The following is a 24,034-nucleotide window of genomic DNA, read 5'->3' on the forward strand; positions in this document are numbered from 1 at the left end:
GGAAGATGGCTAGAATACGTCTTTAAGGCAGGTGACGGCCAATGACCCCCAACCCGATCGCGCCGCTTGTCGGCATCGTCATGGGTTCCCGTTCCGACTGGGAAACCATGCAGCACGCCGCCCAGAAGCTTGAAGCCCTGGGTGTTCCGTTCGAAGTGAAGGTGGTGTCCGCGCATCGGACGCCGGATGTGTTGTTCAGTTACGCCGAGCAGGCGGGCCCGCGTGGCCTGCGCGCCATCATCGCCGGTGCCGGCGGGGCCGCGCACCTTCCGGGCATGATCGCCGCCAAGACCGCCGTGCCGGTGCTGGGCGTGCCGGTGCAGTCCAAGGCCCTCAACGGCATGGATTCGCTGCTGTCGATCGTGCAGATGCCGGCCGGCATCCCGGTCGCCACCTTCGCCATCGGTAATGCCGGCGCGTCCAACGCCGCGCTGTTCGCCGCTGCGATGCTGGCCAGCGACCAGCCGGCGATCGGCCAGGCGCTCGACGCGTTCCGTGCGCGCCAGACCGAAGACGTGATGGCCCACGACGATCCGCGCCAATGAGCCTGACCGTCGGCATCCTGGGCGGCGGCCAGCTCGCCCGCATGATGGTCCTGGCCGGTGCGCCGCTGGGATTGCGCTTCGAACTGTACGACCCGGCAGCCGACGCCTGCAGCGGCCCGCTGGCGCCGCTTACCGTCGGTGCCTTCGATGACCGCCAGGCGCTGGCGGAGTTCGCTGCCAAGGTCGATGTGGTCACCTTCGATTTCGAGAACGTCCCCGCTGACAGCGCGCAGTTCCTGGCCGACCGCGTACCGGTGTATCCGCCGCCGGCCGCACTGGCGGTGGCCCAGGACCGGTTGAGCGAGAAGACCCTGCTCCAGCAGCTGGGCATCCCGCTGCCGGCCTTTGCCGATATCCGCAGCCGTGACGAGCTGGCTGCGAAGGCGGCTGAGTTCGGCCTGCCGTGCATCCTCAAGACCCGCCGCCTTGGTTACGACGGCAAGGGCCAGTTCCGCCTGCGCAGCGAGGCCGACATCGACGCCGCGTGGGATGCACTGGGTGCGCAGGTCGAGCGTACCGGCCTGATCCTGGAAGGCTTCGTGGCGTTCCAGCGCGAGGTCAGTGTGGTCGCTGTGCGTGGCCGCGATGGCAGCTTCGAGGCCTGGCCGGTCACTGGCAACTGGCATGTCGACGGCGTGCTGTCGGCCAGCGTGGCCCCGGCCGTGCTGGCCGATGCCGAGCAGCAGGCCGCGATCGGCTATGCCCGCCGTGTCGCCGAACACCTGCAGTACGTCGGCGTGTTCGCGCTGGAGCTGTTCTGCCGCGATGGCGAGCTGCTGGCCAACGAGATGGCGCCGCGGGTGCACAACTCCGGCCACTGGACCATCGAAGGCAGCGAGACCTCGCAGTTCGAAAACCACCTGCGCGCCGTGCTGGGCCTGCCGCTGGGCAGCACCCGCATGCTCGGTCATGCCTGCATGCTGAACTGGCTGGGTGAGATGCCCGACCCGTTGCCGGTGCTGGCCCAGGCCAGCGGTCACTGGCACGACTACGGCAAGGAAGCGCGCGAAGGCCGCAAGGTCGGCCACGCCACCCTGCGCAACGATGATGCCGCTGCACTGGCCGATGCGCTGGACCAGGTTGGCCTGGAGCTGGACCGCCAGGCCCAGGTGGCGCCGGCGGTACACGCGCTGCGCAACCGCTGAGCCCGGTAGTGCTGGCCGCTGGCCGGCAGTGCAACGCTGTGACGCGCCGGTGCAGGCATCGGCGCAACATTCCCGGTGGTAGCGTGGAGCTCCTTTCTCAGGAGTCACCCCCATGCTCGACTGGAATGCCTACCGCAAGGAACTGAAGGGCCGCATCGGTGAGATCGGCAAGCTCTCGCCGGACACGGTCAAGGGCTACGCCACCCTGGCCAACGCTGGCGCCCAGACCAACCACCTCGATGCGAAGACCCGGGAGCTGATCGCGCTGGCGGTGGCGGTGACCACCCGCTGCGACGGCTGCATCACCGTGCACGTGGATGCAGCGCTCAAGCATGGTGCCAGCCGCGAGGAAATCGCCGAGGCGCTGGGCGTGGCGGTGTCGCTCAACGCCGGCGCCGCGCTGGTGTACTCGGCACGGGTGATGGACGCAGTGGCCGCACACGAGAACGCGTGAAGCCACGCTCTGCTTTCCGGTAGTGCCGGCCGCTGGCCGGCAACCCTCTGGGCGTACCAACGATGCCGGGGTTGCCGGCCAGCGGCCGGCACTACCCGCGGTCGGGTTCCTGCCTCAGCGCAGCTGGCTTTCGGCAAATTCCCAGTTGACCAGCTGCCAGAACGCGTCCAGGTAACGCGCGCGGTCATTCTGGTAGTCGGTGTAGTAGGCGTGCTCCCAGACATCGCAGCACAGCAGCGGCGTGCTTTCACCCGTCAGCGGCGTGCCGGCATTGCGGGTGGCCTGGATGCCCAGCTGCCCGCCAGGATGCTGCACCAGCCACACCCAGCCCGAGCCGAACAGGCCCAGCGCGGTGCGGTTGAATTCCTCGCGCAGGCGCTGCACGTCGCCGAACTGGCGCTTCACCAGCTCGCCCAGGCGACCCTGCGGTTCGCCACCGCCACGCGGCCGCAGGCACTGCCAGTAGAAACCGTGGTTCCACGCCTGGGCGGCCGCATCGAACAGCTTTCCCTGGGCCTGGCGGACGATCTCCTCCAGTGACGCTTCTTCCCACTCGGTGCCGAGGATGCCGGCATTGACTGCATCCACATAGGCGCGATGGTGGCGGCCGTGGTGCAGTTCCAGGGTCTGTGCGGACAGGTGCGGCTGCAGGGAGCCGGAAAGGTAGGGCAGGGCAGGCAATTCGACAGGCATGGACAGGTTCGTGGCCAGAGGGGCGGCGGCAGCCGGTTCCATCCGCTTACAATGGCGGCTACCGTGGGCAGTCTAGCCGACCACCGCGGTCGGTTTGTCCGGCGAAGCAAGGAGTGAGGTTGTGGCGGTAATGCAGCAAATCCAGGCCGAGGTCGATCGTTACCCGCTCGTGCTGTTCATGAAGGGCACCCCGCAATACCCGATGTGCGGCTTCTCCAGCCGCGCCGTACAGGCGTTGATGGCAGCCGGCGCGGTCACCCTGCGCACCGTCAACGTGCTGGAAGAACCCGAGATCCGCGCCAACCTGCCGCGGTTCTCCAACCTGCCGACCTTCCCGCAGCTGTTCATCAACGGCGAGCTGATCGGCGGCTGCGACATCGTCCTGGAACTGTTTGAAGCCGGCGAACTCAAGCGCATCGTCGAAGAGGCGACCCAGGGATGAGTGCCTGGCCATCGACGTCACCGACCAACGGGGCGCTCGATGGCCGCCCGTTGCAGGATCGCGTGGTGCTGGTTGCCGGCGCCGGCGGTGGGCTGGGCAGTGCGGCGGCCGTTGCCGCCGCCGCCGCCGGGGCCACCGTGGTCCTGCTGGGCCGCAAGCCGCGCCGCCTGGACCGTGTCTACGCCCAGGTCCAGGCCGTCGGCCCGGAACCGCTGCTGTATCCGCTGGATCTGGAGGGTGCGGGCCCCGACGACTATGCCGAACTGGCCCAGGCCCTGCAGCGCGAGCTGGGGCGCCTGGATGGAGTGCTGGTCTGTGCCGCCCATTTCCCCGGATTGACTCCGTTCGAACTGGCCGACCCGGCCAGTTTCGCCCGTGCGGTGCATGTCACCCTCACTGCCCCGGCGTGGCTGGCCCAGGCCTGCCTGCCGCTGCTGCGGCAGCGCGAGGACGCGGCCCTGGTGTTTGCGGTCGATGCCTCCGAACGGGTGGGGCAGGCCTATTGGGGGGGATACGGTGTGGCCCAGCATGGCCTGCGCGGGCTGATCACCAGCCTGCATGACGAACTCGGCCGCAGCCCGGTGCGGGTCAGCGGCCTGTACCCTGGCCCCCTGCGCACGGCGCTGCGCGCCCGCGCCTATTCCGTCGACCAGGACCCGGCCGCGCAGGGCCCGGAGGTGGCCGCCGCTGCGGCCGTGGCGCTGCTGTCCAGTGCTGGCAGCGCCTGGCGGGGCCAGATTCTCGATGCCAGCGGGGCAATTCCCGGCGAGTGAGCCCCGGGGAAAGATGGAGTGAAGAACCCGTCACGATTGCGTTGCGATCCGGTGCCGTTTGTCGCACAACCGTCACATTGATGGCGTAGCGTGTTAATCTAGTGTTAACCGTTATGGCTGCCTTCAGCCAAGCGGTAGGGAACCCCAGATAAATCTCCGACCAGCCACCCGCAGGGCTGTTTGGATGCGCTTTTTTTCCGCCATCGCCAACTCGCATCGAGGCTACCGAAAAATGACCCACCCACTCCGGATGTCCAAGCTTACCCTTGGTCTCGTGGCCGCACTTGCCGCCGCTCCCGCCTTCGCCCAGAGCACCTCTGCCGGTGTCGGCGGCCAGGTGATGTCCGCCGCAGGCCAGCCTGTCGCCGGCGCTGAAGTCACCATCACCCACACCGAGTCGGGCACCGTTTCGCGTGCCACCACCGATGCGTCGGGTCGATACAACGCGCGCGGTCTGCGCGTGGGTGGTCCGTACACCATCACCATCACCAAGTCCGGTGAAGGCACCAAGACCGAAGAAGGTGTCTTCCTGAACCTGAACCAGGTCAACACCGTCAACGCCAGCCTCGGCGGTGACCTGGCTGCGACCAACCTGGACGCGGTGAACGTTGTCGCCACCGCGGGCGGCCTGGACCTGTTCAGCGCCAACAAGATGGGCACCGGCAGCAACGTGACCCGCGAAACGATGGACGCGCTGCCGTCGGCCAACCGCAACATCCAGGACTACATCCGCCTGGACCCGCGCATCTCGCAGGTCAGCAAGGCTGACGGCGCGATCTCGGCCGGTGGCCAGAACACCCGCTACAACGCCATCCGCATCGACGGTATCAGCGCCTCCGATCCGTTCGGCCTGGGCTCCAACAACCTGCCGACCGAGCGTCAGCCGGTGTCGATGGACGCCATCCAGGAAATCAACATCGACCTGGCCAACTACGACACCACCATCGCCGGTGGTACCGGTGCGGTGATCAACGCCGTGACCAAGTCGGGTACCAACGAGTTCCACGGCACCGTGTACGGCTCGTACCGCGACAAGGACATGATCCGCACGCGCCTGGAAGGTGACACGACGGACTTCAACGGCTTCAAGGACGAGAAGACCTACGGCATGACCCTGGGCGGCCCGATCGTCAAGGACAAGCTGTTCTTCTTCACCAACTATGAAAAGTACGAGCGTAGCGGCGGCGGCGTGAGCCTCGGCGAAACCCCGTACAACAAGCCGAACGGCATCAGCGACGCCGACATCGCCCGCGTGCAGAAGCGCATGTCCGATCTGGGCTACCCGGTTGGCGGCATCGGTGCGCTGGACAACAAGACCTCGATCGAAGAATACGCGATCAAGCTCGACTGGAACATCAACGAGAACCACCGCGCGGCCCTGCGCTACAACAAGATGAAGCAGGACGTCGTCCGCTTCCCGCAGGTCAACAACAGCGCCATCTCGCTGAGCGACTTCTGGTACACCCAGCCGACCCAGTACGAAACCTGGATGGGTGAACTGTTCAGTGACTGGTCCGAGAACTTCTCGACCGAGTTCAAGGTTTCGCACAAGGACTACTCGTCCAACCGCGTTGCTGCCTCGCACCTGCCGCAGATCCGCGTGCGCTTCGGCAACAACTCGCTGTACCTGGGTACCGAGCAGAACACCCACACCAACATCGTCGAGTCGAAGGAACTGAGCGCCTTCGGTGCCGGTACCTGGTACATCGGTGACCACACCGTCAAGTTCGGTTTCGACTATACCGACAACGACCTGATGAACTTCTACGGCCGCAACCTGTACGGCGCGTACGAGTTCGCCGACCTGGCTGCGTTTGAAGCCGGTACCCCGTCGGCCTACCAGGTGCGCGTGCCGCGCGCCGGCGGCAGTGTTGACGACATTCCGGCCAAGTTCCACCTGAAGAACACCGGCCTGTTCATCCAGGACACCTGGGCGATCAACTACAACCTGAGCCTGATGTTCGGTATCCGTATCGACATGCCGGACTTCAGCACCCAGCGCCTGTACAACCCGCGCATCGAACAGCTGTACGGCTTCAACAACACCCAGCTGGTCGACAAGAAGCTGTTCCAGCCGCGCGTCGGCTTCAACTACACCTTCGACACCGATCGTCCGACCCAGCTGCGCGGTGGCGTTGGCCTGTTCGGCGGCGCTGCTCCGAACGTGTGGCTGGCAGGTGCCTACCAGAACACCGGCCTGAACTACTCCGAGTACAACCTGACCCGCAACCCGGGTGGCTTCAGCTTCGACGCTGACAACCCGTACATCCCGAACCCGTCGCTGGCCTCGGCCCGCCAGAACGTCGACCTGATCGCTCCGGGCACCCGCCTGCCGTCGGTGTGGAAGGCCAACCTGGCGTTCGACCATGAGCTGCCGTGGTACGGCATCGTGGCGTCGGCTGAAGTGCTGTTCACCAAGGTCAAGGATGGTCTGTACTTCGACCGCCTGGACGTGATGTCCCCGAATGCCAAGCGTTCGGTCGGTCAGGATGGTCGCGCGCTGTACTGGAACGACTACGGCATGAACGGTGCCAATGCCGGCCCGAACGGCATGCAGGCTGGCCAGAAGAATGGTCGCGCCTGCTCGGCGACCGATCTGACCTGCCCGGGTGACCGCGTCAACCGTCCGGGTGACATCGGCGACGTGATCCTGCTGCGCAACACCGACAAGGGTCGTGGTTCGCAGGCTACCTTCTCGCTGGCCAAGCCGCTGACCGAGAACTGGGGCTGGTCGCTGGGTTACACCTACACCCAGTCCAAGGAAGTGAGCCCGCTGTCCAGCTCGCAGAACACCTCGAACTGGAACAACACGCTGAGCCTGAACGCCAACGACAACGTTGCGTACAACTCGCGCTACGCGATCAAGGACCGCATCACCGGCACCCTGGAGTGGAAGCACAACTTCTTCGGTGACAATGCCACCCGCGTTGGCCTGTTCTATGAAGGCCGTTCGGGCCGTCCGTACAGCTACGTCTACTACAACGACGTGAATGGCGACGGTGCCGGTACCAACGACCTGTTCTACGTGCCGAAGGGCCCGGGTGACGTGATCTTCACCGGCGGTGCCGACATGGAGAAGAAGTTCTTCGAATGGCTGGCGCAGAATCCGGAGCTCGAGGCCTACCGTGGCAGCGTGGTCCCGGCCAACTCGCACCGCGCCAAGTGGGTCAACAGCTTCGACGTCCGTATCAGCCAGGAGTTCCCGGGCTTCGTGAAGGGTCACAAGGGTGAAGTCGCCCTGGACATCATGAATGTCGGCAACCTGCTGAACAAGAAGTGGGGCCTGATCGACGACTACGGCTTCTACGCCACCCGTCGCGTTGCCAACTACTCGGGTATCGACCCGGCTACCGGCAAGTACCTGTACAACTTCACCGGCCGTACCGACAATTCCTCGATCCAGGAAAACAACAACGACAAGGGCAACACCGCCGTGTCGCGTTGGTCGATGCAGCTGACCCTGAAGTACAAGTTCTGATCCGTCAGGGCTTGAAGCAGTAAGTAGAACGGCCGGGGAAACCCGGCCGTTTTTTTTGCGGTAGACAAGTAATTTTGCGTTCGCTATAAGAGGTTGTGCCTCATGGATGGTGTAGATGAAGGTCAGATATGGACTATCGGAAGCGGCAGTTGCCGGGCTGGGTTCGTGCGAGCTGGCGTTGCCCGTAGATGCTCCTGACAAGCATTCAGGCCGACGGCTCAGGGAGCTGCTGGCCCGAGTGCTTTCCTGCCGGATGCGGTTCTGCCCGCACTGTCAGTCGGCGGATGGAGATTTTCTGCAATGCCGTCAGGGTGCCGAGTATCTGAAAGCTGCGAGCAAATGCAGCATCTCGGCGCTGCATGCGCGTTCATTCCTGAGCATTCATGCTCGGTTCTCGCCAGGTGCTGTGGATCGCGCTGGGTTCCGGGTTCGCCGGATATGGGTCGGAGCCAGTGATGCTCCCCACAGTTTCGTCGCGGCCCACATAGACGTTGAATCCCATCTATCCCGGGTGTGTGGCGCTGTCGCAGGGATGGGGCCAGTCACTCGTCTGTACGCGCTTCTGATGGCGATCAACATTCTTCATCCATTCGAGGATGGGAATGGAAGATTGATGCGTGCCATGGCGTTCGCATTCTCGATTCAGTATCGCTGCGATTTTTTCGCCTTTCTTGCGATCCATATCAAGCTCATGCAGCAGGATTTTGTGTATGCGATGGAGATGGCTGCCGATGGTGTCCATGGCGCTGTGCAGGAATTCCATTTCGCTGCGCTCGATACTTTTGAGCGACTGGGCGGGGCGCAAGGGGGCTTGGATGGGTGGGCTCGAGGCGTGGTGCTCGGCAGGTTGTTGGCCAGGCCTTAACGGGAGGCTGCCCGCGGGGCAGGTTTGCTTGATCGTTGGAAGCGAAGTTCGGACGGATAACCCAGTCAAGGAGACGTTGCAATGAAGTTGAGCGTTATTGTTGCTTCTGTTGTTTTCGGAATGAGCATGGCTGCATCGGCGAAAGTCAGTGCTCTGGATCCGTGGTGCAACCCCAGTTACTGCCCGCCAAATCCCACTTACCCGGGTGGCGGGGATACTTCCACACAGGGAAACAATGGTGATTCGTTCATCCTCGTCCATGGAGTGGTGAGCTGCGACGCTCAAGTGCAGGAGCGCTATGCGGCGGCGCTCGCGACATTCCTGTCCTTCCCTCTTGAGCGTCGTATCAGCTACTACGAGACTGCCGACAGGGGGGAGTTCTTCGTTGCCTATATCGGTATTCCATCACTCAATGGCGCACTTGCGTATGAGTCATGGAAGATCACGGATCCTTCTTCGGCGGTCCCGCTTGATCCCAATCCGGTGCCAATCTTCGATTGCAGGCGATAGGCTGAAGGGAAGGGGCTGGACTGGTGATGTGCTGAGCCCCTTGGGGGGGTATGGTGCAGAGGTAAGCGGCCGGGGAAACCCGGCCGTTTTCCGTTCAGGCGAAAGTCCTTGCAGGCCACTCTGCATCGGCGTAGCATCCAGAAATGTGCGCGGTGCCAACGCCGCCGAAGCGGTCCCGGAAAGGCGAACGCGGGGAGCACACATCCAACGGTCGGGCTTCCCGGCCGTTTTGCTTTTTAAGGGGGCGGCAGTACAGTCGGAAACCTTGAAGGAAGCGAAAAATTGGATATGACCACGAACGAAAAATCAGCCCGCGCACTGCCGGTGCAGGACGCGCGGATCTACCCGCGCGGTGGGCTGGATGTGCTGTCGCGGGCCGAAGTGGCCCGCCTGCGCGATGCGTCTGCCGGCGGCATGCACGAGCTGCTGCGCCGCTGTGCGCTGGCCGTGCTGACCAGTGGCAGCGCCTCTGACGATCCGCGCGCGGCGCGCGATCTGTATCCCGATTTCGACATCCAGGTGGCGCAGCAGGATCGCGGCGTGCGCATCGACCTGGTCAACGCGCCGGCGATGGCCTTCGTCGATGGCGAGATCATCCGCGGCGTCGCCGAACTGCTGTTCGCGGTGGTGCGTGACCTGGCCTACATGGCCATCGAGATGGGCCCGGCCTACGCGGCCGAACTGGAGTCGTCCGAAGGCATCACCAATGCCGTGTTCGGCCTGCTGCGCAATGCGCGCATCCTCAATCCGGGCGACCCGAACCTGGTGGTCTGCTGGGGCGGCCACTCGATTTCGCGCGACGAGTATCTGTACACCAAGCAGGTGGGCTATGAGCTGGGCCTGCGTGGTCTGGACATCTGCACCGGCTGCGGCCCGGGTGCGATGAAGGGCCCGATGAAGGGGGCCACCATCGCCCATGCCAAGCAGCGCAGGACGGTCACCCGTTACATCGGCCTGACCGAGCCGGGCATCATCGCCGCCGAGTCGCCGAACCCGATCGTCAACCACCTGGTGATCATGCCGGACATCGAGAAGCGCCTTGAGGCCTTCGTCCGCATCGGCCACGGCATCATCGTGTTCGCCGGTGGCGTCGGTACCGCCGAGGAAATCCTGTACCTGCTCGGCATCCTGCTGCGCGAGGAAAACAAGGACCTGCCGTTCCCGCTGATCCTGACCGGCCCGACGGTGGCGGCGCCGTACTTCGAGCAGATCGACCGCTTCATCCGCCTGACCCTGGGTGATGAAGCCGCCGAGCGCTACGAGATCATCATCGGCGACCCGGTTGCGGTGGCGAAGAAGATGGCCAATGGCATCAAGCGCGTGCGCGAGCACCGCCTGGCGCAGAAGGACTCGTTCTTCTTCAACTGGTCGATCGAGATTCCGTGGGAGTACCAGCAGCCGTTCGTGCCGACCCACGAAGCAATGGCCGCGCTGGACCTGCACCACGGGCGTGCGCCGCATGCGCTGGCGGCGGACCTGCGCCGCGCGTTCTCGGGCATCGTCGCCGGCAATGTGAAGGAAGACGGCATGCGTCGCATCGAGCAGTTCGGGCCGTTCCAGATCCATGGCGACCCGGACATGATGCAGGCCCTGGACGGGCTGCTGCGTGCCTTCGTCGAGCAGCGCCGGATGAAGATCTCCGGCGAGTACCAGCCCTGCTACCAGGTGCTGGCCTGAGCCCGCGCCGGCGCGATGGGGATCGCGCCGGGACAGGTAGGGGAGGGCGGGTCGTCAAGGCGTTGACGCCCGTCGCCCCGGATTGACCGTTCATCCTGCCGCCGCTTGCCGGTGGCAGGACGATGGCCCATCGTGGCCATCAACACGCTGGGGAGCGTCCAATGTCTTTGCGCCGGCAAAACGGCTTCACGCTGGTCGAGTTGATGATCACGCTGGTCATCCTGGTCATTCTGGCCAGCATCTCCTATCCCAGCTTCCGCACCGCGATGCGCTCCAATCGCCTGACCACCACCAACAACGAGGTGATCGGTCTGCTGTCGCTCGCCCGCAGCGAGGCCATCCGCAACCGCCACGGTGGCGGGGTCTGCGGCAGCAGCAACGGAACGTCCTGCGACGGCGAGTGGAGCAAGGGCATGCTGGCCTGGGGCGATGCCGATGGCGATGGCTCCATCAGTGGCAGCGAAAGCGTGCTGCGCTTCTCCAAGGGCAGCAGCAGCCTGGCGGTCGAGGCTCCCAGCCCAACCGTCATCACCTTCGATTCCCAGGGGCGCCGCCGCGCGTCCGCCGACCAGATCGTGAGCCTGGTGCCGCAAGGCTGCAAGGCGGGTGACCCCATGCGGACCCTGACCGTCCTGTTCTCGGGCCAGGTCCGCTCCACCGCAGGAACCTGCAAATGAAACGTCATCGTTCCGGCATGGGCGGGCCTGCCCGCAGTCGTGGCTTCAGCCTGATCGAGGTGCTGATCGCGCTGCTGGTGCTGGCGTTCGGCCTGCTTGGCTTTGCGCTGCTGCAGACCATGAACGTGCGGTTCGTGCAGAGCGCCAGCCAGCGCACCCAGGCCACCAGCCTGGCCTACGACCTGATCGAGCTGATGCGCGTGCAGCGCAGCGAAACCCTCAACGGTGGCGAATACACCAAGGCCTCGTTCACCGCCGGCTCGGTCACCGCACCTGCCGGCCCCTGCACCTGGCCCAACAGTGCCAACGTCACAGCCTCCAAGGCGAACGTGGCGCGCTGGCAATGCCAGGTCGTCAAGGTGCTGGGAGGCAAGGCCAGCGCCAACGTGACCGTCAACGATGGTCTGGTCACGGTGGGCATCGGCTGGGGAGACGAGCGATGGAACGCAGCCAATCCCGACAGCATCACCACGTTCACCCTGGTTACCCGTCTATGAAGCGCGCGCCTTCCGCTGCCAGCCATGCGGCTGGCCTCTCGCTGGTTGAACTGCTGATCTCGCTGGTCATCGGCCTGGTGCTGATGCTGGGCGTGACCCAGATCTTCATGGCTTCGCGGGCGGCCTCGCAGCTGTCCGAAGGTGTCGCGCGCACCCAGGAAAACGCTCGATTCGCACTGGAGTTCCTCGAGCGCGACATCCGGATGGCCGGGCACATGGGCTGCGTGAACGACCAGGCGCATCTGGTGCGTGCCCAGGACAGTGTCAAGGTCAACATTGCCGGCGTGAAGTCGGGTGATGGCAGCCCGATGGACTTCTCGGTGCCGATCCAGGGTTACGAGGCGCAGGGTACCGCGCCTGGCAACAAGCTGACCCTCGGCGCGAGCTGGGGGGCGGCCGGCAGCACGCCGTCGGCGATCACCAATCTGAAGCCCAAACCGCTTGGTGGCAGTGACATCATCGTGATGCGCTACCTGGCGCCGGAAGGCTCGCCGGTGCTGTCCATCGGTTCCGGTACTTCGCCGGACATCACGATCGCCAGTGACGCGGCGGCCCGCCTGTCGGCCGGTGCCGTCACCACGCCCTCGGCGTTTGCCGTGGCCGATTGCAGCAAGGTGGACGTGTTCGCCGGAAAAATCGCCGGCAGCACGATCACGGCCAGCAAAGCCGATCTCTCGGCGTATTCGGCCAACAACGCGGTGACCATGGTCTATCGGGTGGAATCGATGGCGTACTACGTGGCCACCAATACCGCCGGCGAGCCCGCGCTGTACCGCGCGCGTGGCGCTGGCGACAACACCTTCGCCACCGGTGAGGAGCTGGTGGAAGGCATCGAGAGCCTGCAGTTCCTCTATGGCCAGGATACCGAGACGGCGATCAGCAGCGCCGCGCCGCCGACCGGGGTAATCGCCTTCCAGAAGACTGCCAGCGGGGTCAGCACCGGTACCGATGCCGCCGCTGTCGCTGCGTGGCGGCGGGTTGGCATGGTGCAGTTCGGGCTGCTGGTGCGCAGCCCGCAGCGGGCCGCTGCGGAGCAGGCCAATACGGCGGTGGCCCAGCTGGGTGTGCTTGGCGTTGGCTTCAATCCGCCCACGACCTACGACGATCGCTACCGTGCCTCCTACGAGGTGTCCGTGGCGCTGCGCAACCGACTGTTCGGGAACTGACCCATGAAGCCCTCCGTCTCCCGTCGATTCCAGGGGCGCGCGCAGCAGCGCGGCGCGGTGCTGTACGTGGCCCTGATGCTGTTGATCCTGCTGTCGCTGATCGGCGTGGTCGGCATGCAGGTGGCCAGCATGCAGGAGCGCATGTCCTCCAACTACCGGGCCGCCAACGTGGCGTTCCAGGCCAGCGAACGAGCGGTACGTGATGCCGAGCGGTCGATCGAGGAGATTGACAACAATACCGGCGATGGCGGCGCGTTGAAGGCTGACGCCATCAAGCGCATCTGCGACGACGGCTTCGATCCCACCCGCTGGGTGGGTGAGCAGAAGCTGTCGGCGGCGCCGGTGGTCAGCGTGCGCCGCATCGACGCCTGCATCCAGGGCGAATCGACGCTGGGCATGGGCACGCCGGAAAGCGAAGAGCCCACCCGCGTCTACCAGATCACCGCGTTCGGCTCCGATCGCGATGCCGCCACCAGCAACGAGGGTACCTCCTCGGCGGCTGTCGACACTGTTTTCAAGCTTTGAGGAATCCGGTCATGGCGACCCGAAAGATCAAGATCCTGGCCGGCTCCGGGCTGCTGCTGGCGGTGGCGGGTGGTACCTGGCTTGCGATGAACCTGTTCGCCGCGCAGGCGCAGGGAACGTTGTCACAGCACCCGATGAACCTGAAGGTCTCCGCGCCGCCGTCGTTCATCATGGCGGTGGATGATTCGGGTTCGATGACCTTCCAGACCCAGTTCCCGGGGCAGGATGGTACGGCGTGCTGGCACTACGGAAGAAGGAGTTTCTTCCGATCGGCCGGGGTGCTCAATACGCCTGAAGACGTGCCCGTAACCTATGACCGGTGGGGAAATGCCATCCAGACTGGTGAGTGCAGTTACTTCTATGTGCTGCCCGGTGCACGGATCAACAGCTACAACGGCATCCCGGCGCTGGATGTCTTCGGGTTTGCCCGATCGGCGGCCTACAACCCGACCTACTACGACCCTGCCATCAAGTACGAGCCCTGGCTGCGGATCGTGAACGAAGAAGTGCAGTCGTATCCAGTGGCGAGTACGTCGGCCACCCTCATCGATCCTCGTGAGACGGATACACTGGCGATCGCCAGCAGCTATCTGGGTACCTCGTCCTGGGACGTCCAGAGGATGCAGGAAGGGATGACGGTACCGGCCGGGCAGACCTACAGGACTGCAAGCAGGGCCAATGGTGGTTTTGGCAGCGAGAACGCCAATACGAGAGGCGCGATCTGGAACTCGGCGGGCTATGCGTCGCTGCGTTATGTGCCCGCTACGTTCTACATGCCATACACAAGTGAGGGCGACGCCTATCCGCAGTTGCCGGGCACTGCCAATGCGTATGCAGGTATCCAGCGAACCAAGGTCACCGGCGCCTGCGGTTCGGGATGTGACATGTGGAAGTACGTCATCGGCACCGGTGATGCTGCCGCATTGCAGAACTTCGCCAACTGGTACTCGTACTACGGTAACCGCAACCGGGCGATGATCGCCGGCATGACGCGTGCATTGAATGTCAATGACATGTATGTCGGCTACTTCCGGATCAACGATTTCCAGGATTACAACAGCTCGACGGACTCCAACAAACGGCTTGCGATCCGGGACATGAGCGTGATCGGGCAGAAGTCCGCGCTCTACACCAGCATGATCGCGCTGACGGCCAGTGGTGGTACGCCGAATCGACATGCCGTCAACGCCGCGGGCCTGCAGTTCATGCGGACCGATGACAATGCCCCCATCAAGCTGTCCTGCCAGAAGAATGCGGTGATGCTGTTCACCGACGGCTACAGCAACAATGGCAACAACCTTTCGTCATCCCTGGCGCCTGCCCCGGGCAACGTGGACGGAGACATGGGGACTCCCTTCTCGGATGGCAATTCCAACACCATGGGTGATATTGCCGCGTACTACTACGTGAACCCGTTGCGAACCGATGATCGGATGCCCCGGGGACAGGTGCCGGTACCGGAGCAATGTGCGACCAGTACCGACAAGTCGCTGGACTGCAACAAGGACCTGCATATCAACTTCTACGGGATCACGCTGGGTGCGCGTGGCAATCTGTTCGACCCGAACAGGCAGCAGAACCCGTATACCGATTCGGCGGTCTACAGCAACTGGCCGAGTCGCCAGAACGACAATCCCAGTACCGTGGATGACATCTGGCATGCCGCGACCAATACCCGCGGTGAGTACATCAACGCGCGTACTCCGGCAGACATCACCACGGCCATGCGCCGGGTGCTGTCGTCGGTCACCTCCGGGCCAGCGCCTTCGGGCAGCCAGGGCCTGACCGGCGCGCGTATCGGTACCGGATCGCTGGCGGTCACGCCCCAGTTCGAAGTGGCCAACGAGGAAACCGATTGGTTCAGCCGCCTGAAGGCATCCAAGCTCGCGGTCAACGACAAGACGCAGCAGACCGAGTACACGCAGGTATGGGAAGCGGCCGAGAAGCTGGGGGCGCAGCGTTCGCGCACCATCGTCGCCACCAAGGGCAATGCTGCGGTTGACTTCAGCAGCACCAACATCGCCTTCACCGACCTCTGCAACAAGGACGAGAAGCAGTATCCGGGCATTGCGCGCTGTTCCGCGACCGAGGCTGAAAAGCTGGGCGGCGACATCGCCACGGCCATGGCTTATCTGCGCGGCGACGCATCACGCGAAGTACGCAACTCGGGGGGCATCTATCGCACCCGTACCACCGTGCTGGGCGACATCGTCAATTCCAGTCCGGTGATCAGTTCGCCCCGCGACGACTATGGCTACCAGCGCATCAGCACCGCGATGGCGACCTCGTATGCCACGTATCTGACCCGCAAGCGCAACAATGGCCGCTACATGGTCTATGTCGGTGCCAACGACGGCATGCTGCATGCCTTCGACGGTGGCATGAACGGCAACGGCGTAAGTGACAGTGCCGGTGGCAGCGAGACCTTCGCCTACGTTCCTGGCACGGCGCTGGGCCACATGGCCAACCTTCTGTACCCCTACGTGGCGGCCAACAAGTCCGACCAGCGCTTCCGTCATCGCTACTACGTGGATGGACCGATCGCGGTGGCGGACGCACAGATCGGTGGCAACTGGGCCACGGCGCTGGTGGGTACGGCGGGCGCCGGTGGGCGCTCGGTGTTCGCGCTGGATGTAACCACGCCGTCCAGCTTCGGCACCGGTAACCGCCTGTGGGAAATCAGTGACGTGGCGCCGGGGCTCGATAGCACCGTGAAGGCGAATATCGGTCATGTCCTTGGCAAGCCGGTGATCGTGCCGGTGAAGGAAGGGACCGGGGTGGCGTGGAAAGCGATCTTCGGCAACGGTTACAACAGCCTCAGCCGCAAGGCCGTGCTGTTCGTGGTCGACCTGGGATCGGGCGCGGTGCGGATGATCACTGCTACCGAGGCCGCGGCAACCGCACCTGCCGGTGACAACGGCCTGGGCAACATCGTGGCCGTCGACCGTTGGCGCGCCGACAGCGCCGGTGGTACGGGGCGTGTACGTGGCCGCGACGGCCTCGCGGACACGATCTATGCGGCCGACCAGCGCGGCGCGCTGTGGAAGTTCGATCTGGAAAGCACGGCGACCTCGGTCACCACGCCGGTGTTCACCACGGCGCGCCAGACCAACAACAACAACCAGGTGTACCGCCAGCCGATTACCGGTGGCATGACCGCAGTGACCGGACCCGGTGGTGGCGTGATGCTGGTGCTGGGTACCGGCAGCTTCTCCTTCGACAATGACCCGCAGGATCTCACCGCGCAGTCGCTGTACGGTGTCAACGACACCAGCAAGGACCAGCCGGAGGCAACGATCGTGCCCGCCAATCTGCTGGCCTATACGGTGACCACCACCAACAAGTTGCGCACGGTCACGGCCACCCCCTTCTCCGGGGCGGCGCGCGGGTGGAGCATTGCATTGCCCGGCGCAGGTGAACGTTTTGTTGGTAATCCTGCAGTGGCGTCGGGAACGGTGTTCATGCCGACCTACATGCCCACCGCGGGTGGCCGTGGCTGTTCGACCGAGGGAAGCAACTGGCTGTTTGGCCTCAATCCGATCTCGGGTGTTGCATCGCTGGAGCAGGCACGGGTCGGGTCCATTACCGGCACGCCCTATGGAGCGGGCACGGCCGGCGTCAGTCTCGATACCGGCGGCACGGCACCGGTGAAGGACGTCAATGTCTCGGTGATGCCGCGCCTGGCAAAGGGTGCCGATCGAGGCGGACGCGCCTGCTGGATGGCGGTCAACGTGGCGGGTGCTCCGACGATGTACGTACCTTATCCCTGCGGTCGCCAATCCTGGCGCCAGATCCAGTAACGAAGACATTCCCATGAGCCTGAACACTCTTTCCCGCACCCTGCGTCGTCCCGGCAAGCAGCACGGTTTCTCCCTCATCGAATTGATGATCGTAGTGATCGTGCTCGGCATCCTGGCCGCGATTGTCGTTCCGTCTTACCAGCAGTACATCCGCCAGTCACACCGGGGCGTGGCCAAGGCGGACCTGGTGGAGTACGCGCAGCGCGCTGAGCGCTACTACTCGGTGAACAACACCTACTCGGGCTTCGCGCTGCCCAGCAAGGTGTCGCCGCGCGAGGGCGGGACCACACGCTACGCAGTCACGTTCGATGGCAAGGCGTCCTCGTTCACGCTGACGGCGACACCCCAGGGCAACCAGACCAAGGACAGCTGCGGGACGCTGAGCGTGGACCAGGCCAACCGCAAAACGGCCAGCGGCACGGTTTCCGATTGCTGGTAAATCAGGTGTTGATCTTCCTCTGAACGCCCAGTACAATGCGCCTCCCCGCCCGAATAGCTCAGCCGGTTAGAGCACTTGACTGTTAATCAGGGGGTCGTTGGTTCGAGTCCAACTTCGGGCGCCAGATACTGCAGAAGCCGCGAGAAATCGCGGCTTTTGTCTTTTTGGTCTGTCAGCAGGGGAGGGTGCGGTCGACACGCTCGCTGCGGATGCGGCCGCCGTTGTTGATGACCAACCTGCCATGCAGCCGGTTTCCTGCGCAGATGCGTAGTGTCAGATTGGCGCCGGGACTGCGGCCATCAGGCTGGAAGAAGAGCAACGGCCGTCCACTGCTGGCCTGGGCGACGATCGCGATGTCGGTCCGGCCCTGGTGGTGGGTCAGGATGTCCTCGGCGGATGCCGGTGTCCCACGGTGCCTGCCGCTGCGATAGATGATCCACCCGGCGCTCCAGTCGCGGGAGCACTGCTCACCGTCGTCGCTGGCGCACAGCCCGATCAGTTCGCGGCGCTTCAGGGCCTCGCTTCGGGCGCTGGAAAGACTGGCATGCAGGGCTAGCTGCAGGGCGTCGGCGCGATGCCGCAACAGCAGCGGATGCAGGGCGGGCCAACCCGCGGCCACCAGAACGGCAAGGACGGCGATCACCACCAGCATCTCGACCAGATGCATGCCGCGTGGCGCCGAACGATCGGGACGGGGGATGCGGTGCATGGCTTCAAGCCTCGCGCCCCGGCGGCAGCGCCGCCATCAGGCACCGCCGCGCCGGCCTGCCCGGAAACCCCTCAGCCGGCCGTCACCCCTTGCCCCGTATACTTGTCCTTCCCGGGAACTGGCAACACCATGAGCGACCGTTTCGAACTCGTCTCGCCGTATTCGCTGGCGGGCGACCAGCCTGATGCCATCGCGAAGCTGACCAGCAACTTCGAAGCGGGCATCGCCAAGCAGACCCTGCTGGGCGTCACCGGCTCGGGCAAGACCTACACCATCGCCAACGTCATCCAGAACGTGCAGAAGCCGACGCTGATCATGGCGCCGAACAAGACGCTGGCGGCGCAGCTGTATGGTGAGTTCAAGGCGTTCTTCCCGCACAACGCGGTCGAGTATTTCGTCAGCTACTACGACTACTACCAGCCGGAGGCCTACGTGCCTTCGTCGGACACCTTCATCGAGAAGGACAGTTCGATCAACGAGCACATCGAGCAGATGCGGCTGGCCGCGACCAAGACCCTGCTGTCGCGCCCGGATGCGATCGTGGTGGCCACGGTGTCGGCGATCTATGGCCTGGGTGCGCCCGAGGACTACCTGTCGCTGCGCCTGATCCTGTCCAAGGGCGAGCGCATCGACCAGCGTGACCTGATCAATCACCTCACCCAGCTGCAGTACACGCGCAACGAGTACGAGCTTCAGCGTGGCACGTTCCGCGTGCGTGGCGAAGTGATCGACGTGTTCCCGGCCGAGTCGGACAGCGAGGCGCTGCGCATCGAGCTGTTCGACGGCGAGGTCGAGAAGATCACCATGTTCGACCCGCTCACCGGTGAGACGATGCGCAACATGCAGCGTTTCACCGTCTACCCCAAGACCCACTACGCCACCACCCGCGAGCGCGTGCTGGCCGCGGTGGAAACCATCAAGGTGGAGTTGAAGGAGCGGCTTGAGCAGTTGTACGCGGAAAACAAGCTGGTCGAAGCGCAGCGCCTGGCGCAGCGCACCCAGTTCGACATCGAGATGATGGCCGAGGTCGGGTTCTGCAACGGCATCGAGAACTACTCGCGGCACCTGACCGGCAAGAATGCCGGCGAGCCGCCACCGACGCTGTTCGACTACCTGCCGCCGGACGCGCTGCTGGTCATCGACGAATCGCACGTGACCATTCCGCAGATCGGTGCCATGTTCAAGGGTGATCGCTCACGCAAGGAGACCCTGGTCGAGTTCGGCTTCCGCCTGCCGTCGGCACTGGACAACCGGCCGCTGCGTTTCGAGGAGTGGGAGGAGCGTTGCCCGCGCGCGATCTACGTGTCCGCCACGCCGGGCCCGTATGAGTACCGCGAGGCCGGCGACGAGATCACCGAGCTGGTGGTGCGCCCGACAGGCCTGATCGATCCGGTGGTGGAGATCCGCCCGGTGGGCACCCAGGTCGACGACCTGATGAGCGAGGCCAACGCGCGCATCAAGGCGGGTGACCGTGTGCTGGTCACCACGCTGACCAAGCGCATGGCCGAGAACCTCACCGAATACCTGACCGAACACGGCATCCGCGTCCGTTACCTGCACTCTGACGTGGACACGGTCGAGCGCGTGGAGATCATCCGCGACCTGCGCCTGGGCAAGTTCGATGTGCTGGTGGGCATCAACCTGCTGCGCGAGGGCCTGGACATGCCCGAGGTGTCGCTGGTGGCGATCCTCGACGCCGACAAGGAAGGCTTCCTGCGCTCCACCGGCTCGCTGATCCAGACCATCGGCCGCGCCGCCCGCAATGTGCGCGGCAAGGCGATCCTGTATGCGGACAAGGTGACCCGCTCGATGCAGGCAGCGATCGACGAGACCGACCGCCGCCGCGCCAAGCAGGTCGAGTACAACGAAGAACATGGCATCGTGCCGCGCTCGGTGGCGCGCCCGATCGTCGACGTTCTCGAAGGTGCGCGTTCGGACGCCGCAGAGAAGGAGGCCAAGAAGGGCAAGGGCAAGGGCAGGGCGGGTGTTGCCGAGGAAGGAGCCGATTACCGTTCGCTCGGCCCGGCCCAGCTGGCGGCCCGTCTCAAGGCGCTGGAACAGCAGATGTACCAGCACGCCAAGGACCTGGAATTCGAGGATGCCGCACGCGTGCGTGACCAGATCCGGCAGCTGAAGGAAGCGAGTCTGGGCTGAACGCGGCGGTGCAGCATCTTCTTCACAAAAGTGTTGCGCTTCACGGCCGGCATCCGTAATATACGCGGCCTGCACCGACGCAATCGCGGACGTTCAGAAGCAAAAAACGGGCGGTTAGCTCAGCGGTAGAGCACTACCTTGACATGGTAGGGGTCACAGGTTCGAACCCTGTACCGCCCACCACGAAGTCTCCGGAAGGGGGCTGTCGTGAACTGAAGAGCCCGGCCCTGGCGCCGGGTTTTTACGTAGCAAGGCCAGCTTTCGGGCGGCAAGAACAAGATGGGCGGTTAGCTCAGCGGTAGAGCACTACCTTGACATGGTAGGGGTCACAGGTTCGAACCCTGTACCGCCCACCACCTGGCTCCCGGCATTGCCGGTGCAGCGGTGGATCACGATGAAAGCCGGCCCTGGGCCGGCTTTTTCGTTTGCGACGGTCGCCGGCGCCCCAGAGTCAGCGCTGGGCAACCCATTCGTTGATGCTGATCATGCGCTGCAGCCGCCAGTGGCCGTCCACGCGTTCCCAGACCTGCGCGAAGCGTGCTGAACCGGCCTGATGCTGCTGGCCGCCTGCAGGCAGGCGCTGGTTACCCACGCGCAGCACGCGGTCCTGGCGCAACCGATACAACTGCAGGGCCGTCGGCTCCGGTGTCTGGTCATGCGCTGGGGACATGGCCGCATGCCCGGTGCCGGCCTGCAGGATCTGGCTGTGCAGGGAGGCATCCCCGGCGTCGGGATCGCGGCCGAACAGGCCAGCGCACAACAGCAGCAGGGCAAGCATCGGCATGGCACGGTGCTCCGGAGAAGGGAATCCAGCGTGGCACTGCCCCCTGCGGTGTGAAACCGGTATGCGACGAAAGCCGGTAAAGCGCGCGTCAAGTCGCTGCGGGAAGGATGAATCCGGGCCGGGAAGTGCCGGGCCGCGCTTCAAGGCGGCCCGGCGTGGTGGGTCACTGCGGGGTGGCCCGGTCATGGCCGCGGCGCTGGCTCAGCTCCGCGGCGGGTGAGGCAGGTCAGCGATGCCGACCCCATGCGCGGATCCGGTTACAGCGGGTCGCAGCACAGCAGCTGGCCGTGCTTGCCAGCGTTACCGAACGGGCACTGCGGGTGCGGTTCGCAGCCCGGTGCATATCCGGTCTTGGGCGAGACGGCGAAGGCCTGGCTGGCGCCGAAGGCCATGGCCGCGACAACGACGATACCGGCGACGGACGAAAGCACTTTCTTTCCGATCATGTGTATCTCCTTGGTTGGCGTTGTGGAGTTGCAGTTGCCGAAGGCACGGGAGTGCCGGTTGTGGCGCGAATGCAGTAACAGGGCGCCGCGACGTGATGCGCGGCATGCGGGATCAGGGCAGCGCCGGCTTCGGTGCGAGCGACGCCACGGCGGCCTGCACGACCTGGGCGTCGAGCTGGCCGACATGCTTGTAGGCAACGCGGCCATCGGCGGCCAGCACCATCAGCATCGGCGTGACGGTGGCGCGATAACGCGTGGACGCGGCGGCTTCGTTGTCGATGGCGATCGGGAAACGCAGTGCATGCTTGCCGGCGTAGTCCGCCAGCTGGTCGTATGGCGGCAGGCCGACGCCGACCAGTTCGCTGTTGCCGCGGGCCGCGGCGATCTGTTGCAGCTGCGGTACCGAGGCCAGGCAGTAGCGGCATGCAGTGGAGAAGAAATAGAGGATCTGCGGAACCTCGCGCGCACCGCCGATATCGACGAAGGTCTGCTGCGTGGTGCGCAGCGCCAGTGCATCTGGGCGACTGCCCAGCTCGAGGCCATGTGCTTCAAGGCGCATGTCCTGCAGCTGCGTGGCCATCTGCTCGTTGATCTGCCGCAGCTGGCGGTTCTGCCATCCGAGCGCGATGACCAGCACGGACAGCAGCAGGGCGACAACAGGGAGCAGGACGCGCTTGAGCATCGATCATCCTTGAACGCAGCGTTGGGTTGAACATACCCGAACTGGCGCGGAGGGTGTTAAGCGGATGTTCCCGGCACATCCGCCGACGGCGCACCTGTACTAGAGTGGTGCCCGCGCAGGCATGCGTGCATTCCCTCCACCCATCACCAGGATCTTTCACCCATGAGCGATCATGTGCCGGTTTCCAAGCCCAATCCGTTCTTTGAACTGCTGTTCGGCGGCAACATGCTGGAAGGTACGTTCAAGGCGGTGATCTGGGTCGCCCTGTTGTCCGCTGTGCTGGCCTGGACCACGTTCCGCTGAGCGGGTGCGCGGTGCTGCGGCACCGTTGCCGATGGCCTGTGCTCAGGCGCTGAAGGCCTGGCGCAGGCTGCGCAGGGTGGCCTGCCGATGCTCCTTCGCGCTGGCCTCGCCCATCTCAAGTTCCTGCAGGCGCAATCCCACCAGCGTCATCGACAACGCATAGCCGCGTGCCGCATCGGCAGCACGCGAAAGGCCCAGTGCGCGGCGCGTCAGCGCGTTCACGTGTTCCAGGTCGGGCAGCAGCCCCAGGTAGGCGCGCTCGGCGCTGTCCAGGTCCGGGGCACGCAGGATCGCGTGTGCTTCAGCAGCAGGGGAGACGGAGGCCATGGGGGGTCCTTGTCCGTTGCGGGCGCTCGATCAGAACGAGCGCATCAGGGAAACGAAGGCCGACGTCTGCGTACCGCGACGGGCCATCGGGCTGTCCTTTACGGCATCGCCGAACCACTGGTTGGCGACGACGCCGGTCGCGCGCCACTTCGTGCCCAGGGGCGTACTGACCGCGATCTGCAGGCTCGGTGATGTCGCGCTGCCCGGGTTGTAGGCGGCCAGTCCCGAGCGCAGCGCTTCTTCGTCGGTGATGCCGTAGTAGTAGTCGAGCAGGCGCGCACTGGAGTGCACTACGCCGACCTTGGGCACCCAGGTGAAGCGACCGGCCTGGATCGGATAGCTGTAGTGCAGGCGCGCCTCCATGCCACCTCCGTGCCCGGTGACCTCGCGCATCACGCTGGCCTCGACGATGCCCCAGTCGGCGCTGTATTCACCATTGATGCCGGCCATGGCGGACATCTGCCGGCTGTGCAGGCGACGCAGCTGAGGATCGTTCACGTCGTCGGTCTTGAAGCGCAGCGTGTAGGGCGTGACCGCCGCCGACAGGCGCAGGCCCTCGCGCTTGTACAGGTACATGCCCAGCGAGCCGGGGCTGGCGAAGAAGCGCTCGCCCTGCCAGGCAATGGACGGCACGACCAGCGGCTTGACGTCGTAGTGGGCGTACGCCCCTGAGGTCGCGCCGGCACTGATACCGGCCTGCACCCCCGGGTTCTGGTCGGCGGCGTGGGCGATCAACGGCAGGCCGATGGCAGCGGAGAACAGCAACGGGCGCAGCAGGGTCGGGGACAGCGACGGCATCGATCAGCCACTTTGCGGGGGATGGCTGTGCATGGTGGGGGCACAACATTGTCAGAACATTGCGCCTTGGCAATCGGCACGCGAAGGCGCCCAAACCCGGCGCCAGGCACTATGATCGGCACCGTTTCCGGTAGCCGAGCCCCTG

The 24,034-nt window shown here is 64.8% G+C and carries 24 protein-coding genes and 3 tRNA genes; 20 read left to right on the forward strand and 7 right to left on the reverse strand.

The window, feature by feature from the left end; translation table 11 throughout:
• Nucleotides 1-41: 41 nt before the first annotated feature.
• The 3 genes from purE to EZ304_RS16675 all read left to right on the forward strand — a co-directional run bounded on the left by purE (nt 42) and on the right by EZ304_RS16675 (nt 2,144).
• Entirely contained in the window at nt 42-545 is a 504-nt protein-coding gene (gene purE, locus EZ304_RS16665; protein WP_005412808.1) for a 5-(carboxyamino)imidazole ribonucleotide mutase, read from the forward strand.
• Nucleotides 542-1,690, forward strand: coding sequence for a 5-(carboxyamino)imidazole ribonucleotide synthase (locus EZ304_RS16670; protein ID WP_142807646.1), 1,149 nt, complete (start codon nt 542-544; stop codon nt 1,688-1,690). Before purE ends, EZ304_RS16670 begins: the two co-directional genes overlap by 4 nt.
• 112 nt (nt 1,691-1,802) lie before the next feature.
• Nucleotides 1,803-2,144 (forward strand): carboxymuconolactone decarboxylase family protein, encoded by a 342-nt coding sequence (locus tag EZ304_RS16675; protein WP_019659022.1) that lies wholly within the window; start codon nt 1,803-1,805, stop codon nt 2,142-2,144.
• Nucleotides 2,145-2,258: 114 nt separating this feature from the next.
• On the opposite strand, the gene EZ304_RS16680 is transcribed toward EZ304_RS16675, so the two are convergent.
• Complete coding sequence (locus EZ304_RS16680) at nt 2,259-2,837, reverse strand: superoxide dismutase (RefSeq protein WP_099552721.1); 579 nt, start codon at nt 2,835-2,837, stop codon at nt 2,259-2,261.
• A gap of 121 nt (nt 2,838-2,958) precedes the next feature.
• Between EZ304_RS16680 and grxD the strand changes: the two genes are divergently transcribed.
• The 13 genes from grxD (at nt 2,959) to EZ304_RS16745 (ending at nt 17,810) form a co-directional block, all read left to right on the forward strand.
• Nucleotides 2,959-3,279 carry a Grx4 family monothiol glutaredoxin gene (grxD, locus tag EZ304_RS16685; RefSeq protein ID WP_005408852.1) on the forward strand — a complete coding sequence of 107 codons (321 nt, stop codon included), beginning with the start codon at nt 2,959-2,961 and terminating at the stop codon, nt 3,277-3,279.
• Nucleotides 3,276-4,052 (forward strand): SDR family NAD(P)-dependent oxidoreductase, encoded by a 777-nt coding sequence (locus tag EZ304_RS16690; RefSeq protein ID WP_142807647.1) that lies wholly within the window; start codon nt 3,276-3,278, stop codon nt 4,050-4,052. The genes grxD and EZ304_RS16690 overlap by 4 nt, the downstream gene beginning before the upstream one ends.
• A 232-nt stretch (nt 4,053-4,284) precedes the next feature.
• Entirely contained in the window at nt 4,285-7,530 is a 3,246-nt protein-coding gene (locus tag EZ304_RS16695) for a TonB-dependent receptor (RefSeq protein WP_142807648.1), read from the forward strand.
• Nucleotides 7,531-7,645: 115 nt separating this feature from the next.
• On the forward strand, nt 7,646-8,395 hold the full coding sequence (locus EZ304_RS16700) for a Fic family protein (protein WP_142807649.1): 750 nt from the start codon (nt 7,646-7,648) through the stop codon (nt 8,393-8,395).
• An 81-nt stretch (nt 8,396-8,476) separates the two neighbouring features.
• Nucleotides 8,477-8,905 (forward strand): hypothetical protein, encoded by a 429-nt coding sequence (locus EZ304_RS16705; protein ID WP_142807650.1) that lies wholly within the window; start codon nt 8,477-8,479, stop codon nt 8,903-8,905.
• A 288-nt stretch (nt 8,906-9,193) separates the two neighbouring features.
• The gene (gene ppnN, locus EZ304_RS16710; RefSeq protein WP_099552697.1) at nt 9,194-10,582 is read left to right on the forward strand and encodes a nucleotide 5'-monophosphate nucleosidase PpnN; all 1,389 of its coding nucleotides are present in this window, start codon (nt 9,194-9,196) and stop codon (nt 10,580-10,582) included.
• Nucleotides 10,583-10,743: 161 nt separating this feature from the next.
• Complete coding sequence (locus EZ304_RS16715) at nt 10,744-11,259, forward strand: GspH/FimT family pseudopilin (RefSeq protein ID WP_099552696.1); 516 nt, start codon at nt 10,744-10,746, stop codon at nt 11,257-11,259.
• The gene (pilV, locus tag EZ304_RS16720) at nt 11,256-11,756 is read left to right on the forward strand and encodes a type IV pilus modification protein PilV (protein WP_142807651.1); all 501 of its coding nucleotides are present in this window, start codon (nt 11,256-11,258) and stop codon (nt 11,754-11,756) included. The genes EZ304_RS16715 and pilV overlap by 4 nt, the downstream gene beginning before the upstream one ends.
• Nucleotides 11,753-12,922, forward strand: coding sequence for a PilW family protein (locus tag EZ304_RS16725; protein ID WP_142807652.1), 1,170 nt, complete (start codon nt 11,753-11,755; stop codon nt 12,920-12,922). The genes pilV and EZ304_RS16725 overlap by 4 nt, the downstream gene beginning before the upstream one ends.
• A gap of 3 nt (nt 12,923-12,925) precedes the next feature.
• Nucleotides 12,926-13,447 (forward strand): pilus assembly PilX family protein, encoded by a 522-nt coding sequence (locus EZ304_RS16730; RefSeq protein ID WP_099552693.1) that lies wholly within the window; start codon nt 12,926-12,928, stop codon nt 13,445-13,447.
• 11 nt (nt 13,448-13,458) lie between these two features.
• On the forward strand, nt 13,459-17,247 hold the full coding sequence (locus EZ304_RS16735) for a pilus assembly protein (RefSeq protein WP_099552692.1): 3,789 nt from the start codon (nt 13,459-13,461) through the stop codon (nt 17,245-17,247).
• A 13-nt stretch (nt 17,248-17,260) separates the two neighbouring features.
• A complete protein-coding gene (locus tag EZ304_RS16740; protein WP_099552691.1) occupies nt 17,261-17,686 on the forward strand; it encodes a type IV pilin protein in 426 nt (141 codons plus the stop codon).
• 47 nt (nt 17,687-17,733) lie between these two features.
• A tRNA-Asn gene (locus EZ304_RS16745) sits at nt 17,734-17,810 on the forward strand.
• A 48-nt stretch (nt 17,811-17,858) separates the two neighbouring features.
• On the opposite strand, the gene EZ304_RS16750 is transcribed toward EZ304_RS16745, so the two are convergent.
• Complete coding sequence (locus EZ304_RS16750) at nt 17,859-18,395, reverse strand: GspH/FimT family protein (protein ID WP_260678125.1); 537 nt, start codon at nt 18,393-18,395, stop codon at nt 17,859-17,861.
• 129 nt (nt 18,396-18,524) lie between these two features.
• Here EZ304_RS16750 and uvrB point away from each other — a divergent pair, with 129 nt between their 5' ends.
• From uvrB to EZ304_RS16765, 3 genes are all read left to right on the forward strand, one after another.
• Entirely contained in the window at nt 18,525-20,549 is a 2,025-nt protein-coding gene (gene uvrB, locus EZ304_RS16755; protein ID WP_142807653.1) for an excinuclease ABC subunit UvrB, read from the forward strand.
• Between the two features lie 108 nt (nt 20,550-20,657).
• Nucleotides 20,658-20,732 (forward strand) — tRNA-Val (locus EZ304_RS16760).
• Between the two features lie 98 nt (nt 20,733-20,830).
• Nucleotides 20,831-20,905: transfer RNA gene (locus EZ304_RS16765), tRNA-Val, on the forward strand.
• Nucleotides 20,906-21,000: 95 nt separating this feature from the next.
• Here EZ304_RS16765 and EZ304_RS16770 read toward each other — a convergent pair.
• From EZ304_RS16770 to EZ304_RS16780, 3 genes are all read right to left on the reverse strand, one after another.
• Nucleotides 21,001-21,333 carry a hypothetical protein gene (locus EZ304_RS16770; RefSeq protein WP_142807654.1) on the reverse strand — a complete coding sequence of 111 codons (333 nt, stop codon included), beginning with the start codon at nt 21,331-21,333 and terminating at the stop codon, nt 21,001-21,003.
• 257 nt (nt 21,334-21,590) lie between these two features.
• A complete protein-coding gene (locus EZ304_RS16775) occupies nt 21,591-21,779 on the reverse strand; it encodes a hypothetical protein (RefSeq protein WP_005408865.1) in 189 nt (62 codons plus the stop codon).
• Nucleotides 21,780-21,891: 112 nt separating this feature from the next.
• The gene (locus EZ304_RS16780) at nt 21,892-22,461 is read right to left on the reverse strand and encodes a TlpA family protein disulfide reductase (protein ID WP_142807655.1); all 570 of its coding nucleotides are present in this window, start codon (nt 22,459-22,461) and stop codon (nt 21,892-21,894) included.
• 162 nt (nt 22,462-22,623) lie between these two features.
• Here EZ304_RS16780 and EZ304_RS21000 point away from each other — a divergent pair, with 162 nt between their 5' ends.
• On the forward strand, nt 22,624-22,764 hold the full coding sequence (locus EZ304_RS21000) for a hypothetical protein (RefSeq protein WP_173364575.1): 141 nt from the start codon (nt 22,624-22,626) through the stop codon (nt 22,762-22,764).
• Between the two features lie 42 nt (nt 22,765-22,806).
• Here EZ304_RS21000 and EZ304_RS16785 read toward each other — a convergent pair whose 3' ends face one another.
• Nucleotides 22,807-23,091, reverse strand: coding sequence for a hypothetical protein (locus EZ304_RS16785; RefSeq protein WP_088025549.1), 285 nt, complete (start codon nt 23,089-23,091; stop codon nt 22,807-22,809).
• A 30-nt stretch (nt 23,092-23,121) separates the two neighbouring features.
• Nucleotides 23,122-23,889, reverse strand: a complete 768-nt coding sequence (locus EZ304_RS16790) for a MipA/OmpV family protein (protein ID WP_142807656.1) — start codon at nt 23,887-23,889, stop codon at nt 23,122-23,124.
• Between the last annotated feature and the right edge of the window lie 145 nt (nt 23,890-24,034).

Origin of the sequence: Stenotrophomonas maltophilia, from assembly GCF_006974125.1 — a bacterium.
Lineage (GTDB): Bacteria > Pseudomonadota > Gammaproteobacteria > Xanthomonadales > Xanthomonadaceae > Stenotrophomonas > Stenotrophomonas maltophilia_O.